Genomic DNA, 15672 nt, shown 5'->3' on the forward strand with positions numbered 1-15672 from the left:
TTGAAGCCAGCATTTAATGCTGGCTTTTTGTTTTATAGTGTCTAGCTTATTTTTTACTGCCTTTATAGCGTTTCTTCTTCACTAATAAGGTATATTTTGTCGTAGACTTGTCTATGATCTTTTTTAGGAAATTCATGATGTTACCCCAGAAGTACAGCTTGGGCTCAGCGATGGTTTTGGGCCTTTTCTTGATAATGTCTGCTTGCAGCTCCCTTTATGAAAAACCTAAGCAACAGGTTGCTACTGAGCCAGACAGACAAACAAGTATTGTCAAAAGTCAAAATGACAACAGAGAATATGCCTCTATTGTTTTAGATAATGGCTTACAAATTTTACTGGTTTCAGACCCCGTTATTGAGAAATCTGCAGTGGCTTTAAGTGTTGCTGTAGGGTCGTATCAAGAGCCAAAAGGCTTGGGTGGCTTAGCACATTACCTTGAACATATGTTATTTATGGGGACTAAAAGCTACCCTGAAGTTGGTGGGTATAACGAGTTTGTCACCTTAAATGGAGGCACTCAGAATGCATATACTGAGCTAGATCACACAAACTTTATGGTGGCGGTAAATAATGACGCCTATGAAGAAGCGCTGTCACGATTTAGCGGCTTTTTTTATGAAGCATTGTTAGATGAAAAATATGCCGATAAAGAGCGAAACGCTGTGCATTCAGAGTGGACCATGAAAAGCCCAAATGATTGGGTGATTTTGGAACAACTTGAGGGTAAAACACTTAACCCAGAGCATCCAGTATCTCATTTTAACTGGGGGAATTTAGACTCTCTAACAGACCGCAATAATATCAAGCTCCAAGATGCCTTAGTTGAGTTATACCAGACCTATTATTCAGCAAATTTAATGAAAAGCGCCATGATTAGTCATTTGCCAATTGAACAAATGAAAGTATTGGCACAACGCTATTTTTCTAATATTCCAAATAAAAATACACCCAGGCCAAGTATTTCTGTCCCCGTTGCCACTGCAAAACATGGCAAGAAAATAGTTCATTATGTCCCCCAAGCGGATATGAAACAGCTGAGTCTTCATTTTGTTATTGAAAATAATGCGAGCCAGTTTGCTGTTAAACCTAATGGTTATGTAAATTATCTACTTGCCAATGAAATGCCAGGAACTTTAGCATCAGAACTGCGCGAGGCAGGATTGAGTGAGGCTGTTTATTCAACTTATGACGCTAATAAATACGGTAACGGAGGTAGCTTTACCTTATATGTGGACTTAACAGAGACAGGTGTACTGAATAGAGACAAAGTCATGGGGGCAGTACTTAAGTATTTAAGGCTACTGCGCGAGAGTGGAGTCAACCCTTTATATTTCAATGAAATTAAAAAGTCATTAAGTAATGATTTTCGATTTAAAGAAAAAACCGCTGATTATAACTATGCCATGCAAATTGCTGCTAATTTACAACACATACCAACCGAGTATGTACTAAGCAGCGATTATGAATATCAAGTTTTCAATGCCGACGCCATTCAAAAAGTGCTTGATCAATTAACACTGGAAAACGCTAGAGTTTTTTATATTGATAAGGAACAGCCTGTAAACACTCAAATGGAATACTTTGCGGGTGAATATAGTGTTAATGATATAAGCGCTGATCAAGTAGAAGCCTGGAAAGCAAATGAAACCTTATTCGACTTAACGCTACCAAGGCTGAACTCTCTCATGCCTGATAATTTTGACTTGGTTAATGGTATTTATACAGAGCATCCACAACATCTGGTTGCTGAAGATGGTTACAATATTCATTTAGGACATTCAGCGTTATTTAAGCAACCTAAGGGGCGGGTCACTCTAGACTTGAATACTGGGTATACCAAGGCAAGCGCTAAGAGTCATGTACTTGCGAGTTTATTTAGCCGAGCGCTAGGGCAGAAATTAATTGAGTTGCAGTCAGAAGCGGGTGCTGCGGGGATGGGGCTGAGTACTAGTTTACACAATGGCTTATCAGTGACTTTAAGTGGCTTTACAGATAAGCAGGGCGCTTTACTCTCTAAAACTTTAGAGCAATTACTCGCTTTTGATATCAGCTCAGAGGATTTAGAAAATATTAAGGCCAGTTTTCAATCAGATATAGAAAGTAGTAAAAAGCAAATATTACTTAATCAATTATTTCCAAAGTTCAGTGAAATTGTGAATTTAGATGGATTTAGCGATAGGGCATTACTGACTGAAGTTAACGATATTTCACCGGCAGATCTCAAGGTATTCAAAAACCAAATATTGCAGCGGGCTAATTTAAGAGTTTTTGCTTTTGGAAATTACACTAAAGAAGATGTTACTTCGTTAGCTGAAATCGTATTAGCTAATTTGCCCGATAATCGTGATATATCGCCAATTTATCAAACTCCCACGCTACACCCTTCTCAAGGCAGTATTTATAGCTGGGAGGAAGACGTTGAGATGACAGATATCGGTTTGATTGATGCATATCTTACCCCTCTTAATAATGCTGATTTAGCTGCCGCACGAGTTTTATCGCAGCTAATACGCCCAAGCTTATTTCAACAAATTAGGACCGAAGAGCAGCTAGCCTATGCCGTAGGTTTCTTTGGAGAGACATGGCGAGATCAAATGCTATTAGGATTTTACATTCAATCCCCAGCAAAAGGTCTTGATGAGGTAAATGAGCGAATTGCACTGTTCCGCAGTAGCTTCGAAGAGAAGCTAAAAAGTGTGAGTACTGAAACCTTTAATACTACAAAAAACAGTATCTTAATTACTCTGAAACAACCCGCTAAAAACTTGTCTCAAGAAATGGGAGAATTTATCGAAGATTGGGAGTATGAAAACTGGACGTTTGGCAGCAAGCAAGAGTTAATAAATGAACTTGAAAAAGTCACCCTTGATGACGTTATTAAGATTTATAACAGGCTTCAAACAGGCAACGAATTTGGTAGGTTGCTGGTACAAATGCGTGGCAGTAATTTTATTGATAAAGGGTTTATAGAGTTAAAAGGGGCTCAAAAGGTAATGGATATTGATGACTTTCATCAAAGTTTAAGTCGTTAACTAATCTTCCAATAAAAAAGGCGGGTGATAACCCGCCTAGTATTTTATTTTAAATGTTTCACAATAGTTTGAACTATCTTGGGGCTTCCGGCCACAATGTCACCTTTATGCATAGGATCATTGCCTCCAGAAAAATCAGTGACTAATCCCCCTGATTCACGTACCAATAATTCACCCGCTGCAATATCCCAAGGTTTGATTCCACGCTCCCAATAACCGTCGTAGCGACCAGATGCCACATAGGCTAAGTCTAATGCTGCAGAGCCAGAACGACGAATGTCACCTGCTTGCATAAAAATCTTGTTAAACCCTTCTTGGTACTCAGAGAGTGTTTCTTTTGCTTTAAATGGGAATGCCGTTGCTAGAATCGTTTGGCTCAATTCTTTTGCTTTACTGGCTCTAATTCGAAAACCATTTAATTGCGCACCAGTACCTTTACTGGCAGTGAATAGTTCACCACGTATTGGGTCAAATACTACAGCTTGGTCTATACGGCCTTTGTGCATAAGTGCGATAGATACGGCAAAGTGAGGTATGCCTTTGATAAAATTGGTAGTGCCGTCTAAAGGATCTATAATCCATTTAAAATCGTTGTCACCTTCAACTACACCACCTTCTTCACCAACAAAGCTGTGCTCAGGGTAAGATTGCTTAATTTTATGAATAATTGCTTGTTCGGCTTCTTTGTCGATACGCGTAACATAATCGTTATCGCCTTTTGCTTCTGTCATTAGGTCCGTTTGATTTTCAAACCCTTTAACAATAATGTTGCCCGCCGTCCGCGCAGCACGGATCGCTATATTCAGCATAGGATGCATAGTTAACCACCAATTTTAAAAGAACAGTAAATAGACAGCTGTAGGAGAAAAAACAACTAAACAGCTGCACAAAAAATCGCCGCGCAGTGTACCAGAACAAGTAAATTACGCAATGAGTATTTATCGTGACTTTTCGTTTTATTGTAGTTAAATGTCATATCTTCAATGTAAAATTTAGGCTAAATAAAATGAGGTAATTTGTGGCTACAGGAAAGCTAACATTGTTTACGGGGAAAATGGGGGCTGGAAAGTCCACTATGTCCGAAGTAATAGCAAAAAGGGATAATGCTGTACTCATAAGTGAAGATGCATGGCTTAGTGCCCTCTTTCCAAACGAGATTCAAGTGGTTGAGGACTATATTAGGCGGTCCAACTTAATCAAACCACAAATGAAAAAGTTAGCTCAAGACATATTACTAACAGGCACTAACCTTGTTTTGGACTATCCGGCAAACACTGTTACTCAAAGAGTATGGTTAAAAAGTATTTTTCATGAAATAGGAGCTCCCCATGAACTCCTATATCTAAAAATACCAGATCAAATTTGTCTTCAACAAATAGAAAAGCGACGTATTAAACATCCAGAGAGAGCCGCAACAGATACAAAAGAAATGTTTGAAATAATGACCAAATACTTCCAAGAGCCTGAGCTTAATGAGGGATTCAATGTAACGATAGTTACTGCAAAAACCATAATATGGGGGTGAGAGTACTTTTATTGATATCAATAGAGTAATTGTAAAAATGGCTATGGATGATGCTTCTTAGTTTGAATGTTAAAGGTCTATATTTCCTATTTTATTAAGGTTCGGCAGTCTTTTACTAAGCGTGTAGTGCGCAGCATGGAAGTTACTCAAGGAGCAAAGAGCCAAGTAAAAAAGCTCCATTACACGAAGAATTAAAGCATGGTCTTTGTAAATGCAGCATTATTTGGTGAAAACTCGAGATTTGTTTAATTAACTATAGTAACAGTGGGTGAATAACTTCAAACATTTATGCTATCATCCGCGCCCAGAATTTCCCTATAGCCCCCGGAGTCAGCCGTCATGTTAGAAAATATTCGTGTTGTGTTAGTTAACACTTCTCACACCGGAAATATAGGCTCAGCGGCAAGGGCGATGAAAACTATGGGGCTAAGTAATTTAGTTTTAGTTGACCCAGTATCTCCACCAGACGGGAAGTCAAGTGCATTAGCTGCAGGGGCTGGGGATGTGTTAGCGAACGCGAAAACAGTCGCGACTTTGGCTGAAGCTGTGGCTGATTGTGGTCTAGTGGTTGGAACTAGTGCCCGTTCTCGGACTTTATCTTGGCCCATGTTAGAACCAAGAGGTTGTGGTGAGAAGCTTATAGCCGAGGTGCCTAAATACCCAGTCGCACTAGTATTCGGGCGTGAAAATAACGGGTTAAGTAACGAGGAGCTACAACTTTGTCACTTTCATGTTTGTATTCCTGCAAACCCAGATTACAGCTCGTTGAACTTAGCTGCCGCAGTGCAAACTTTATGCTATGAAGTACGAATGGCTTATTTAAACTTAACCAGAAGCCAGCACCCAGAAAATCATCCAGAGAATAATGATTACCCTTTATCTGAAGAGTTAGAAGGTTTTTATAGTCATTTGGAACAAACCCTTATTAAAACGAATTTCATCATAGCTAAACATCCCGGTATGGTTATGACCAAACTACGCAGAATGTTTAATCGGGCCCGTCCAGAGTCACAAGAGCTAAATATTTTACGAGGAATATTAGCATCTATTGGTAAAACCACTTCAAACAAAGAATAACTATGTTTAACAGAATGAAAGAAGATGTGCAGAGTGTTTTTCATCGTGACCCTGCAGCTCGAACAACCTTTGAAGTCCTGACAAACTATCCTGGTTTGCATGCTATATGGTTACATCGGTTAGGCCATAGACTTTGGAAAGCAAATTGGAAGTGGCTAGCGCGTTCTATATCGACGTTTTCTCGTTGGTTAACTGGTATTGAAATTCACCCTGGTGCCACTTTAGGTCGCCGCTTTTTTATTGATCATGGTATGGGTGTGGTTATTGGAGAAACTGCAGAGATTGGTAATGATGTAACTTTGTATCACGGGGTTACTTTAGGGGGCACTAGCTGGAATGCCGGAAAACGCCATCCTACTTTAGAAGATAACGTAGTTGTAGGCGCGGGTGCAAAAGTATTAGGCCCAATTACTATGCACAAGGGAGCAAAGGTTGGTTCTAATTCGGTAGTGGTACGTGACGTACCAGAAAACGCCACCGTAATTGGTATACCAGGAAGAGTGGTGGTGTCTCAGAAAAAGCCCACTCCACCTAATCAAGGTGAAAGAGAGAAAATCGCCCAAAAGTATGGGTTTGATGCGTATGCTGTCGCCACTGATAATCCAGATCCTGTTGCTCAGGCAATAGGAGTGATGGTGGACCACGTTCATCTTATTGATACAAAAGTAGAAGAAATGTGCAAAGCCATCAACAGGATGGGAGGAGATGTGTGTGGAAAATCTCTACCTAGTCTAGAAATTGATAGTTTTTCAGATGATGAAATGGCAAAGGATATAAAGAAAGCATGCGATGCTTTCGACCCACAAATCTAGTCTAAGAAGGTCACCTTAATACTTGAGTGATTTACTAGGTTAAATACTTGACTAAAATAGTAGGGTATGTGAAAATCAGCAGCATCTTAGTTGCTGGGTTTAATAGTATGAAATTGACTTCTAAAGGGCGTTATGCGGTAACCGCAATGCTGGATGTATCTTTACATTCTCAACGAGGTCCAGTGTCTCTGGCTGAAATATCAGAGCGCCAGGAAATTTCATTATCATATTTAGAACAGCTTTTTTCTCGCCTTCGAAGAGAAGAACTTGTAGAAAGTGTAAGAGGCCCAGGCGGTGGATATAGGCTAGGACGTAAAGCTAGTGATATATCTATTGGTGAAGTGATCAGTGCGGTAAATGAATCCGTAGATGCTACTAAGTGCCAGGGTCAAGGAGGGTGCCAAGGTGGTGAACGTTGTTTAACCCATAATTTATGGGAAGGTTTAAGCGACAGAATCAGCGTGTTTTTAAATGGCATTACTCTAGGCGAATTAATGGAACAGCATGAAGTAAAACAGATTGCACAGCGCCAAGACAAAAATAAACATCTTAATAATATAGCGTCAAATGATATTACAATCAGTTTGCAGCTTTAAGCGGAGTAAAAAATGAGCGAATTAAAGCTTCCAATCTACTTGGATTATTCTTCAACTACACCTGTGGACCCTCGTGTTGCCGCAAAAATGGCAGAGTGTTTAACTACTGAAGGTGTATTTGGTAACCCAGCTTCTCGTTCTCACAAATTTGGTTGGGTAGCTGAAGAAGCAGTGGATATTGGACGTAATCAAATTGCAGATTTGGTAAATGCAGATCCTAGAGAGATAGTCTTTACTTCAGGTGCGACAGAGTCAAATAACCTTGGAATTAAAGGTGCAGCAAATTTTTATGGTAAAAAAGGCAAGCATCTCATTACCGTAAAAACTGAGCACAAAGCTGTTTTAGATACCATGCGTCAGTTAGAGCGTGAAGGTTTCGAAGTGACCTATTTAGACCCAGAGCCAAATGGTTTACTTGATTTAGACAAGCTGGTTGCTGCTATTCGTCCAGATACAATTTTAGTAAGCGTGATGCATGTTAATAATGAAATTGGTGTGATTCAAGATATCACTGCAATCGGTGAATTATGCCGTGAGCGTAAGGTCTTGTTTCATGTAGATGCAGCACAAAGCACAGGTAAGGTGCCAATCGATTTACAAACAATGAAAGTTGATTTGATGTCCTTCTCTGCTCATAAAACTTATGGTCCAAAAGGCATTGGTGCTTTGTATGTGCGCCGTAAGCCTCGTATTCGTTTAGAAGCTCAAATGCACGGCGGTGGTCATGAGCGTGGTATGCGTTCAGGTACTATGGCAACTCACCAGATTGTAGGTATGGGTGAAGCATTTAGAATCGCTAAAGAAGAAATGGGCGCCGAAAACGAGCGTTTATTAATGTTACGTAATAAGTTATGGAACGGCATTAAAGATATGGAAGCCGTTTACTTAAACGGTGATATGGACAGTCGCATCGCAGGCAATCTTAATGTGAGCTTTGCTTACGTTGAAGGTGAGTCACTGATTATGGCCCTTAAAGATATGGCTGTATCCTCTGGCTCTGCATGTACATCAGCAAGCCTCGAGCCATCATATGTATTACGTGCACTTGGTTTAAACGATGAGTTAGCACATAGCTCCATTCGTTTTACAATGGGACGTTTTACTACCGAAGCAGAAATTGACTATGTTATTGGCGTTATCCGTAACGCTATCGATAAGCTACGTGAAATGTCTCCACTGTGGGATATGTACAAAGAAGGTATTGATTTAGATTCTGTTGAGTGGGCTCACCACTAAGTTAACGCATTTTAAAATTAATGTGTTGTTGGGCTGAAGCACGGCAACACATAAACTGAGGTATAAGAGAATGGCTTACAGCGAAAAAGTAATTGATCACTACGAAAACCCTCGTAACGTGGGTGGTTTTGATAAAAACGACCCTAAAATTGCCACTGGTATGGTAGGTGCTCCTGCTTGTGGTGATGTAATGAAATTACAATTAAAGATTGATGATAACGGTATTATTGAAGACGCAAAGTTTAAGACTTATGGCTGCGGTTCAGCTATTGCCTCTAGCTCATTAGTAACTGAGTGGGTTAAGGGTAAGTCTATCGATGAAGCAGTAGAAATTAAAAATACTGATATCGCAGAGGAACTAGCATTACCTCCAGTGAAAATTCACTGCTCAATTCTTGCTGAAGACGCAATTAAAGCAGCAGTTGAAGACTATAAAAGTCGCCAAAACTAAGTTATATAATTTTTAAGTAATAGGAGTAGCCAGTGGCAATTACCGTATCCGATAGCGCAGCACAACGTGCTAAAACATTTCTTGAAAATAGAGGGAAAGGGTTAGGGTTGCGTCTTGGTGTCAAGACAACTGGCTGTTCTGGTTTAGCTTATGTTCTTGAATTTGTTGATGATTTGAATTCAGATGATCAACTTTTTGAAGATAATGGTGTCAAAATAATTGTAGATGGTAAAAGCTTAGTATATCTGGATGGGACCCATTTAGATTTTGCTAAAGATGGATTAAATGAAGGGTTTGAGTTTACTAATCCAAATGCAAACGGTGAGTGTGGTTGCGGCGAAAGCTTTAACGTTTAGTTTGATACTCTCGCAATCAAAAACATTAAGCCTATTTGAATCAAATGAACTATTTTGAACTATTTAATTTTCCCATTTCTTTTGATGTAGATCTGTCTGCATTATCTCAAACCTACCAAAAATTACAGCGTCTTACTCATCCCGATAAGTTTGCTAGTAGTGGTGAGCAAGATAAACTTATCGCTATTCAAAAAAATGCTCAAGTCAATGATGCTTACACTGTACTAAAGGCTCCTTTATCACGAGCTGAATACATTCTTTCTTTAAAAGGCATTGAGCTGCAACATGAGCAGCAAACTATTAAAGACACGGCATTTTTGATGCAGCAAATGGAATGGCGAGAAGCATTGGCTGAGTTAGATGATTCAAGTGATCCGTTAGATGCTTTAGAAGCGCTAGAAGACGAAATCAAACAAAATATAAAACTAGATATAAATAAACTTCAAGGTTTGTTAGCTAGTGAGCTAGAAGAGGCTGCTACAGATGCAGCTGATGTGATCCGTAAGCTTAAATTTTTATACAAAATGTTAGCTGAAATAGAGCTCAAAGAAGAAGCCTTAAACGACTTCTAAATTCATTAAACTCAAAAGAACCTAATCATGGCATTATTGCAAATATCTGAACCTGGTCAAAGTACCGCCCCCCATCAACGTAAATTGGCAGTTGGTATTGATTTAGGTACGACTAACTCTCTTGTTGCCTCTGTTAGAAGTGGCGAAGCTCTCACTTTACCAGATGCACAAGGTAATCATTTACTACCATCTGTTGTTAGATATTTACAACAAGGTGTTACTGTTGGGCTAGAAGCTAAATCCCAGGCAAGTGCTGATCCTTCCAATACCATAGTGTCTGTTAAACGCTTTTTAGGTCGCTCGGTAGCTGATATCCAAAAAGCCTATCCCCACTTACCTTATCAATTTACCGATGCAGAATCTCCAAACATTGTAGTAGCGTCTGGTAATGTAAACCCTGTACAAGTTTCTTCTGAAATATTGGCTGTTCTCAAGCAACGTGCAGAGCAAACCTTAGGCGATGAACTTCAAGGGGTTGTGGTAACTGTTCCCGCATATTTTGATGATGCCCAACGCCAAGGTACTAAAGATGCTGCCACCTTAGCTGGTTTAAATGTTTTAAGGTTATTGAACGAACCTACTGCAGCGGCTATTGCTTATGGTTTGGACTCTCGGCAAGAAGGTGTGATTGCAGTATATGATTTAGGTGGTGGTACCTTTGATATATCTATTCTAAGGCTTAGCAAAGGTGTATTTGAAGTACTTGCGACTGGTGGTGATTCGGCTTTAGGTGGTGATGACTTTGATGCAGTATTAGTTGAGTTTATCCGTGAACAAGCTGACTTAACAGGTGAGTTGTCAAAAGAGCTACATCGAACTTTGTTAGATAAAGCAAAGCAGGCGAAAGAAACACTAAGCCAAGAGTCTACTGTAAATGTAGAATTTACCGATGATGTAGCTAAATCCCACCTGGTACAGGTAAACCTTGAACAATTTGAAGCCTTAATCGAACCTTTAATTAAGAATACGTTAAGGGCTTGTCGCCGTGCCTTGAAAGATGCTCAGCTTGAAAAAGAACAAGTATTAGAAGTTGTGATGGTAGGTGGCTCGACGCGTGTTCCTGCAGTTTGCCAAAAAGTTGGGGCGTTTTTTGAGCGCACTCCTTTAACATCTATAGACCCAGATAAAGTTGTAGCCGTGGGCGCTGCAATACAAGCGGATATTTTAGTGGGTAATAAGCCTGACAGCGATATGCTGTTATTAGATGTCTTGCCTTTGTCTTTGGGAATAGAAACCATGGGGGGCTTAACTGAAAAAGTTATTGGTCGAAATACCACTATCCCTGTTGCAAAAGCCCAAGAATTTACCACGTTTAAAGATGGGCAAACGGCTATGATGATTCATGTGGTCCAAGGGGAAAGAGAACTAGTTAGTGATTGTAGGTCATTGGCTAAGTTTACATTAAAAGGTATTCCTCCAATGGCCGCTGGCGCAGCACATATTCGCGTGACTTTTCAAGTTGATGCTGATGGCTTGCTAAACGTAACAGCTATGGAGAAATCCAGTGGAGTTAAAGCTGATATTCAAGTTAAACCTTCATACGGTTTAGGAGATAACGAAATAGCAGATATGCTTAAAGCATCTATGGAACACGCCCAAGATGATATGCAAGCTAGAATGTTAAAAGAGCAGCAAGTAGAAGCCGCTAGGGTTCACGAGACCTTAACTGCTGCATTACATGCTGACGGTGCCACCTTACTAAATAGTGAAGAAAGGCAAATTATTGAACAAGGTTTAGTAGAGCTGCAAACATTGGCTCAAGGTACAGATAAAGAAGCAATTAAGGCTGGCATTGAGCAAGTAGATAAGTTGAGCCAAGTTTTTGCAGAGCGCAGAATGGATCAATCAATTAAAAATGCCTTTTCAGGGCAATCAGTCGATCAAATTTAAATTAATTTACAGAATGTTAGGAAATCATTTATGCCACAAGTAATCTTTTTACCACACGAAGAGTTGTGCCCAGATGGAGCAGTATTAGAGGGCGAAAAAGGTACCTCTGTGCTTGATTTAGCTTTAAAAAATGGTATTGGAATTGAACATGCTTGCGAAAAGGTATGTGCTTGTACAACTTGCCATGTAGTTATTAGAGAGGGATTCGACTCTTTAGAAGAAGGCGATGAGCTAGAAGAAGATATGCTTGATAAGGCTTGGGGATTAGAGCCTGAATCTCGGTTGGGGTGCCAAGCAATAATCAAGGATGAGGACTTAGTAGTAGAGATCCCTAAATATACGGTTAACCAAGTGAGTGAAGGGCATTAATATTGCCTTAAAGATTGAGTTAAACAAAAACCAGCGATTAGCTGGTTTTTTTATATGCAAATTTTAAATTTAAACTGTTTTTTTATACAGTTGTTGTGCTATTGTTATTTCACTGATTTAAATAGAGAGAAAAGTTATGGCCGTTATTACGCGATATGTAGTTGAACACAAAGGGGTGGAAAAGTTTGTGAGTGCAGATAAAAAAGCAGCTGATCAATATGACAAAATGCTAGACGTAGCTGATAACTTGAGCGAATACATTGAAGGTAAAGGTTTTAGCCTTGATGCTTCTGTTCTAGAAGAGCTTTCTATTATGCTGTCTAAAAATAAAGACTCGCTAACTAAATTATTAAAAGGTACTACAGCAGAAAGTTTGTTAGCTGAAGAGAAAGCTGAAGTCGTTGATATTGATAAAAAGAAAGCCTAGATGGCTTTCTTTTTCGAGTAAAGTGGCAAGCGTACCCTCTAAGTAACTGTGTACATGGTGAATATGCTATGTCTTCCCTCTAAACAAGCGGTTTTTCTTTTTATTCCTTAGCTCTAACCTTAATTCTTCTATTTAAAAGGGTGTATTTTTTTTATTCAACTATACTTTTATACCTCAATGCAGTATTTCAAAATTGGGGAATAAAACTAAATGGAGAGTGAAATACATGAAGTTACATCTATCAAAATTACTATATCTTGTTTGCCTTTTTTCAACGTCTGCTTTTGCTAAAGATAGGTTAGAAATTTATAAAGATTTCGATTTAGGCACTGAAATAACGTTAATGACTACAGTGAAAGTTGATCCTAATATGGAGGAGGTTTACTTGGCTGGTTTAGCCCAAAGTTGGGTGAAAGCTGTAAAGCTGCAAAAAAAATTAGGGTTTATCAAAGACTGGAAAGTGCTTGGAAGTGATTTTCCGTTAAGTGGTGACTTTAATTTAATCCTAATTACAACGTTTGAAAACTCAGCTGATTTGGAACCATCAAAAAAGAAATATATGGCTTTTATGGACGCTTGGGGCAAAGAAAATAACGAACAATCTAAGGAGCTATCAGCTAAATACCCAGAGGTACGGACTTTGACTGGAGAATATGCTTTAAGAGAAGTTATATTCAAATAAGATATTTAAGTTTAAAAGCCAACTATTGGAGGGTGCTTAACTCTATAGCCTTGGCTTTTTTATTCACACTAACTCAAAATCAAAACGGTTAAGACTTTAATTTTTTAAATTGACTGAATTAGCATTATTTTGGGTAATCCAGAGCTTTCTCAAATTTTAATGGGCTAGTTTGATATGAAGTTTTCAATTTGCGTTTATCTTGCTTTAAAGCACCCGCTTTAACGAATTTAGGAAGTTTGTTACAGTTCCCGTAACAATCATATACAGTCAATTTAGTCTCATCAGTCTAACTCTCTTGTTTTGTATGGTGATACCAACGAAGATAGACATTATGGAGAACTCAGCGTCATTCCAATACTAGGAGCTAGTGATAGGAGTATGAGAATACTAGATGTGTTTTCCTCTGGCACTGAGAGCGAGTCACCACATTATTTGGCAGTTTTAATGAGTGATGGTGAAGTTGATGGCAAGCATAGCCTTACTGTTATTGGGCAATTTGATAACAATGAATTTGAACAGCAAGTATTTAGTTGGACTTCAGGTATACCACAATCATTAGTGCATGGATCTTTTATTGGCATTAGACCTGGAGACCAAACTAGAAAATATTTTGCCGTTGTGACTAAATCCCCCGGTCACGTTTTAGTCTTCGAAAATATTATACCTGACGGGGCGAGAATCGGAGAAACTCCAGTATATTCTGAGCCTGTTTCTTTCGATATTGAAGATGGAGCAGGCTCGGCAGTTACCGCTTATGAGGACTTTATTTTGAAAACCATTGAACAGGGAGATGTGATTTACATTTCATACCCTGATACAGGTGTTGTTAGGTCATACACTCCGTCGTTTGAAGCATTAAGTTCTGTTCATTAGCTTTACTTGGTTGCACTTGACTGGCCCAACCCATTGTTAAATTTTTGCTAGGTTACTCACAGGTTTGATCTGGCATATACCGTGCTCGCTTCTTAGGTTTTAGCGTGTTTAAATCTGCTAATACTAATCCATCTATGCAATGGTTAAAGTCAGGGTCTATGTTAAAGTCAATGAAGTGAACTCCACCGTCTTGATAGGTTTCAGTATATTGTTTATATAAGGTTGGAACGGCCATTCCCATATTGGCAAGGGTGTGTTTAAGTAGGGTGAAATCTGTTTTGTAGTCCTCACCACTAAAATTATGTTGATAATCTCGCGGAAGCAAATAGGGTATTTTAGCTTGGGCTATTTTCGATTTGCTCCCAAAATATAAACTGTAAAACTGTACTAATAAGTCTTTGGCGGCTTTAGGGTAGTGGTCACTTACACTTACCGCTCCAAATAAATAACGGTACTCTGGATGATGTTGAATAAATGCACCTAGACCAAACCATAAGTAGTCTAAGCTGCGTTTACCCCAGTATTTAGGCTGTACAAAGCTTCTTCCTAGTTCCAATCCTTGTTCGAAGTATGTATCCATCTCTGGGCCATAATCGAACAGACTAGCAGAATACAAACCCTCAACACCTTGTTTTTCAATGATACTTTTTGCTGGCCCAAAGCGGTATGCTCCGGCAATTTCTAAATCTTCTTGATCCCATAATATTAAGTGGTAATAGTGGGTGTCGTAGGGGTCAATATCACGGCGTTTATCTGTTCCTTCGCCCACAGCTCTAAAAGACACTTCTCGCAACCTACCAATCTCCCGCATTATGGGAGAGCTTCCTTTGTGCTGGTAGAGAAACATAACTTTACCATCTTTAGTCACGCCTAATCGTTGACAATTTTGTTTGAGACTAAGATACAACTCCGCTCTGTTTTCTGCTGGCGCTATGGATTTTTGAGTCTTAAATATAGCTTTTTTACCATGCCCTATTTTGTATAAGTGCTTTTTAAACAAAGATACATGTTGAGCGCGAGTGATCTTATTGTTGTCATATGACTCAAAGGGTATCAACTCACCAATTCTCATTGGCAGGTGATGGCGCTTATGTTTGAACATTTCTTTGACTAACAAGATAGTTGCTAAGGGCTTGTAAATCATAGACAAACCATAAAATAGATGGGAGTTTTTAGCATCGATAAATACAGGCAAAATGGGGGATTTTGCCTGTTTGGCAATGCGTAAAAAGCCGCTTCTCCAACGCGTATCGCGAATTCCTTGGGGGCGCAATCGTGATACCTCTCCGGCGGGAAATACAATCACAACGCCTTCAGTTTGCAGGTGTGCTTGGATGTTTTGAATATGCTCTTTAGCTGTGCCGCCACTCATATTATTTACAGGTAATAACATAGGGTGTAGTGGCTCAAGTGCCATTAGCATTTGATTGGCCACAACTTTTATATCTTGCCTGATTTCACTTACTAGTTTGATTAGTGCTAATGCGTCCAACGAGCCAATAGGGTGGTTGGCAATAATGACAAGTTTTCCTTGGTGTGGAATACGCTCTTTTTCAACGTCTCTGGTTGAGTAGCTTATGTTGAAGTATTCCAGCACTTGCTCTACAAAGTCTAACCCTTGATAGTGAGGGTAGGTTTGACCAAACTCTTGGATTTCACGCTCGTGGAGTAAACGCCTTAGTATAAATCGTAAGGTTTTAGATAATAAGGGTTTATTGGCTACCTGAGGGTAATGCTTCTCAAGAACATCAGATACTGAAAACATAGAACACTT

At 39.3% G+C, this 15672-nt stretch carries 16 protein-coding genes; 14 read left to right on the forward strand and 2 right to left on the reverse strand.

Annotation, left to right across the window (positions count from 1 at the left end; all coding sequences use genetic code 11):
* Positions 1–134 precede the first annotated feature (134 nt).
* A complete protein-coding gene (locus ACMUMK_RS05575) occupies positions 135–3032 on the forward strand; it encodes an insulinase family protein (RefSeq protein ID WP_414700132.1) in 2898 nt (965 codons plus the stop codon).
* A gap of 44 nt (positions 3033–3076) precedes the next feature.
* Here ACMUMK_RS05575 and suhB read toward each other — a convergent pair whose 3' ends face one another.
* Positions 3077–3850, reverse strand: a complete 774-nt coding sequence (gene suhB, locus ACMUMK_RS05580) for an inositol-1-monophosphatase (protein WP_414700133.1) — start codon at positions 3848–3850, stop codon at positions 3077–3079.
* Positions 3851–4050: 200 nt separating this feature from the next.
* On the opposite strand from suhB, the gene ACMUMK_RS05585 reads away from it, so the two are divergent.
* The 13 genes from ACMUMK_RS05585 (at position 4051) to ACMUMK_RS05645 (ending at position 13898) form a co-directional block, all read left to right on the forward strand.
* Positions 4051–4557 (forward strand): AAA family ATPase, encoded by a 507-nt coding sequence (locus ACMUMK_RS05585; protein ID WP_414700134.1) that lies wholly within the window; start codon positions 4051–4053, stop codon positions 4555–4557.
* Positions 4558–4896: 339 nt separating this feature from the next.
* A complete protein-coding gene (gene trmJ, locus ACMUMK_RS05590) occupies positions 4897–5634 on the forward strand; it encodes a tRNA (cytosine(32)/uridine(32)-2'-O)-methyltransferase TrmJ (protein WP_414700135.1) in 738 nt (245 codons plus the stop codon).
* Between the two features lie 2 nt (positions 5635–5636).
* Complete coding sequence (gene cysE / locus ACMUMK_RS05595; protein ID WP_414700136.1) at positions 5637–6446, forward strand: serine O-acetyltransferase; 810 nt, start codon at positions 5637–5639, stop codon at positions 6444–6446.
* A 107-nt stretch (positions 6447–6553) separates the two neighbouring features.
* Positions 6554–7042 carry a Fe-S cluster assembly transcriptional regulator IscR gene (gene iscR, locus ACMUMK_RS05600; protein ID WP_414700330.1) on the forward strand — a complete coding sequence of 163 codons (489 nt, stop codon included), beginning with the start codon at positions 6554–6556 and terminating at the stop codon, positions 7040–7042.
* A 12-nt stretch (positions 7043–7054) separates the two neighbouring features.
* Complete coding sequence (locus ACMUMK_RS05605) at positions 7055–8278, forward strand: IscS subfamily cysteine desulfurase (RefSeq protein ID WP_414700137.1); 1224 nt, start codon at positions 7055–7057, stop codon at positions 8276–8278.
* Positions 8279–8348: 70 nt separating this feature from the next.
* Positions 8349–8729 carry a Fe-S cluster assembly scaffold IscU gene (iscU, locus tag ACMUMK_RS05610; RefSeq protein WP_133470593.1) on the forward strand — a complete coding sequence of 127 codons (381 nt, stop codon included), beginning with the start codon at positions 8349–8351 and terminating at the stop codon, positions 8727–8729.
* A gap of 32 nt (positions 8730–8761) precedes the next feature.
* On the forward strand, positions 8762–9085 hold the full coding sequence (gene iscA, locus ACMUMK_RS05615; RefSeq protein ID WP_133470594.1) for an iron-sulfur cluster assembly protein IscA: 324 nt from the start codon (positions 8762–8764) through the stop codon (positions 9083–9085).
* Between the two features lie 44 nt (positions 9086–9129).
* Positions 9130–9657, forward strand: coding sequence for a co-chaperone HscB (hscB, locus tag ACMUMK_RS05620; protein WP_414700138.1), 528 nt, complete (start codon positions 9130–9132; stop codon positions 9655–9657).
* 27 nt (positions 9658–9684) lie between these two features.
* A complete protein-coding gene (gene hscA, locus ACMUMK_RS05625; RefSeq protein WP_414700139.1) occupies positions 9685–11547 on the forward strand; it encodes a Fe-S protein assembly chaperone HscA in 1863 nt (620 codons plus the stop codon).
* A gap of 30 nt (positions 11548–11577) precedes the next feature.
* Positions 11578–11916, forward strand: coding sequence for an ISC system 2Fe-2S type ferredoxin (gene fdx / locus ACMUMK_RS05630; protein ID WP_133470597.1), 339 nt, complete (start codon positions 11578–11580; stop codon positions 11914–11916).
* 136 nt (positions 11917–12052) lie between these two features.
* The gene (locus ACMUMK_RS05635; protein WP_414700140.1) at positions 12053–12343 is read left to right on the forward strand and encodes a YebG family protein; all 291 of its coding nucleotides are present in this window, start codon (positions 12053–12055) and stop codon (positions 12341–12343) included.
* 226 nt (positions 12344–12569) lie between these two features.
* Complete coding sequence (locus ACMUMK_RS05640) at positions 12570–13025, forward strand: hypothetical protein (RefSeq protein WP_414700141.1); 456 nt, start codon at positions 12570–12572, stop codon at positions 13023–13025.
* A gap of 378 nt (positions 13026–13403) precedes the next feature.
* Positions 13404–13898 (forward strand): hypothetical protein, encoded by a 495-nt coding sequence (locus ACMUMK_RS05645; RefSeq protein WP_414700142.1) that lies wholly within the window; start codon positions 13404–13406, stop codon positions 13896–13898.
* A gap of 52 nt (positions 13899–13950) precedes the next feature.
* Here the strand turns inward: ACMUMK_RS05645 and ACMUMK_RS05650 are convergent, their stop codons facing one another.
* Positions 13951–15663: a GNAT family N-acyltransferase gene (locus ACMUMK_RS05650; protein ID WP_414700143.1), complete on the reverse strand. Its 1713-nt coding sequence runs from the start codon at positions 15661–15663 to the stop codon at positions 13951–13953.
* Between the last annotated feature and the right edge of the window lie 9 nt (positions 15664–15672).

The organism is Paraglaciecola sp. 2405UD69-4 (genome assembly GCF_047525415.1).
Taxonomy (GTDB): domain Bacteria; phylum Pseudomonadota; class Gammaproteobacteria; order Enterobacterales; family Alteromonadaceae; genus Paraglaciecola.

What these genes read in the sequence shown, in the direction of transcription:
- ACMUMK_RS05575 (WP_414700132.1), top strand. Translation starts at nt 135, where the DNA reads ATGATGTTACCCCAGAAGTACAGCTTGGGCTCAGCGATGGTTTTGGGC.
- ACMUMK_RS05650 (WP_414700143.1), bottom strand. Translation starts at nt 15,663, where the DNA reads ATGTTTTCAGTATCTGATGTTCTTGAGAAGCATTACCCTCAGGTAGCC.
- suhB (WP_414700133.1), bottom strand. Translation starts at nt 3,850, where the DNA reads ATGCATCCTATGCTGAATATAGCGATCCGTGCTGCGCGGACGGCGGGC.
- trmJ (WP_414700135.1), top strand. Translation starts at nt 4,897, where the DNA reads ATGTTAGAAAATATTCGTGTTGTGTTAGTTAACACTTCTCACACCGGA.
- hscB (WP_414700138.1), top strand. Translation starts at nt 9,130, where the DNA reads ATGAACTATTTTGAACTATTTAATTTTCCCATTTCTTTTGATGTAGAT.
- ACMUMK_RS05645 (WP_414700142.1), top strand. Translation starts at nt 13,404, where the DNA reads ATGAGAATACTAGATGTGTTTTCCTCTGGCACTGAGAGCGAGTCACCA.
- fdx (WP_133470597.1), top strand. Translation starts at nt 11,578, where the DNA reads ATGCCACAAGTAATCTTTTTACCACACGAAGAGTTGTGCCCAGATGGA.
- iscR (WP_414700330.1), top strand. Translation starts at nt 6,554, where the DNA reads ATGAAATTGACTTCTAAAGGGCGTTATGCGGTAACCGCAATGCTGGAT.
- ACMUMK_RS05635 (WP_414700140.1), top strand. Translation starts at nt 12,053, where the DNA reads ATGGCCGTTATTACGCGATATGTAGTTGAACACAAAGGGGTGGAAAAG.
- cysE (WP_414700136.1), top strand. Translation starts at nt 5,637, where the DNA reads ATGTTTAACAGAATGAAAGAAGATGTGCAGAGTGTTTTTCATCGTGAC.
- ACMUMK_RS05640 (WP_414700141.1), top strand. Translation starts at nt 12,570, where the DNA reads ATGAAGTTACATCTATCAAAATTACTATATCTTGTTTGCCTTTTTTCA.
- iscU (WP_133470593.1), top strand. Translation starts at nt 8,349, where the DNA reads ATGGCTTACAGCGAAAAAGTAATTGATCACTACGAAAACCCTCGTAAC.
- hscA (WP_414700139.1), top strand. Translation starts at nt 9,685, where the DNA reads ATGGCATTATTGCAAATATCTGAACCTGGTCAAAGTACCGCCCCCCAT.
- ACMUMK_RS05605 (WP_414700137.1), top strand. Translation starts at nt 7,055, where the DNA reads ATGAGCGAATTAAAGCTTCCAATCTACTTGGATTATTCTTCAACTACA.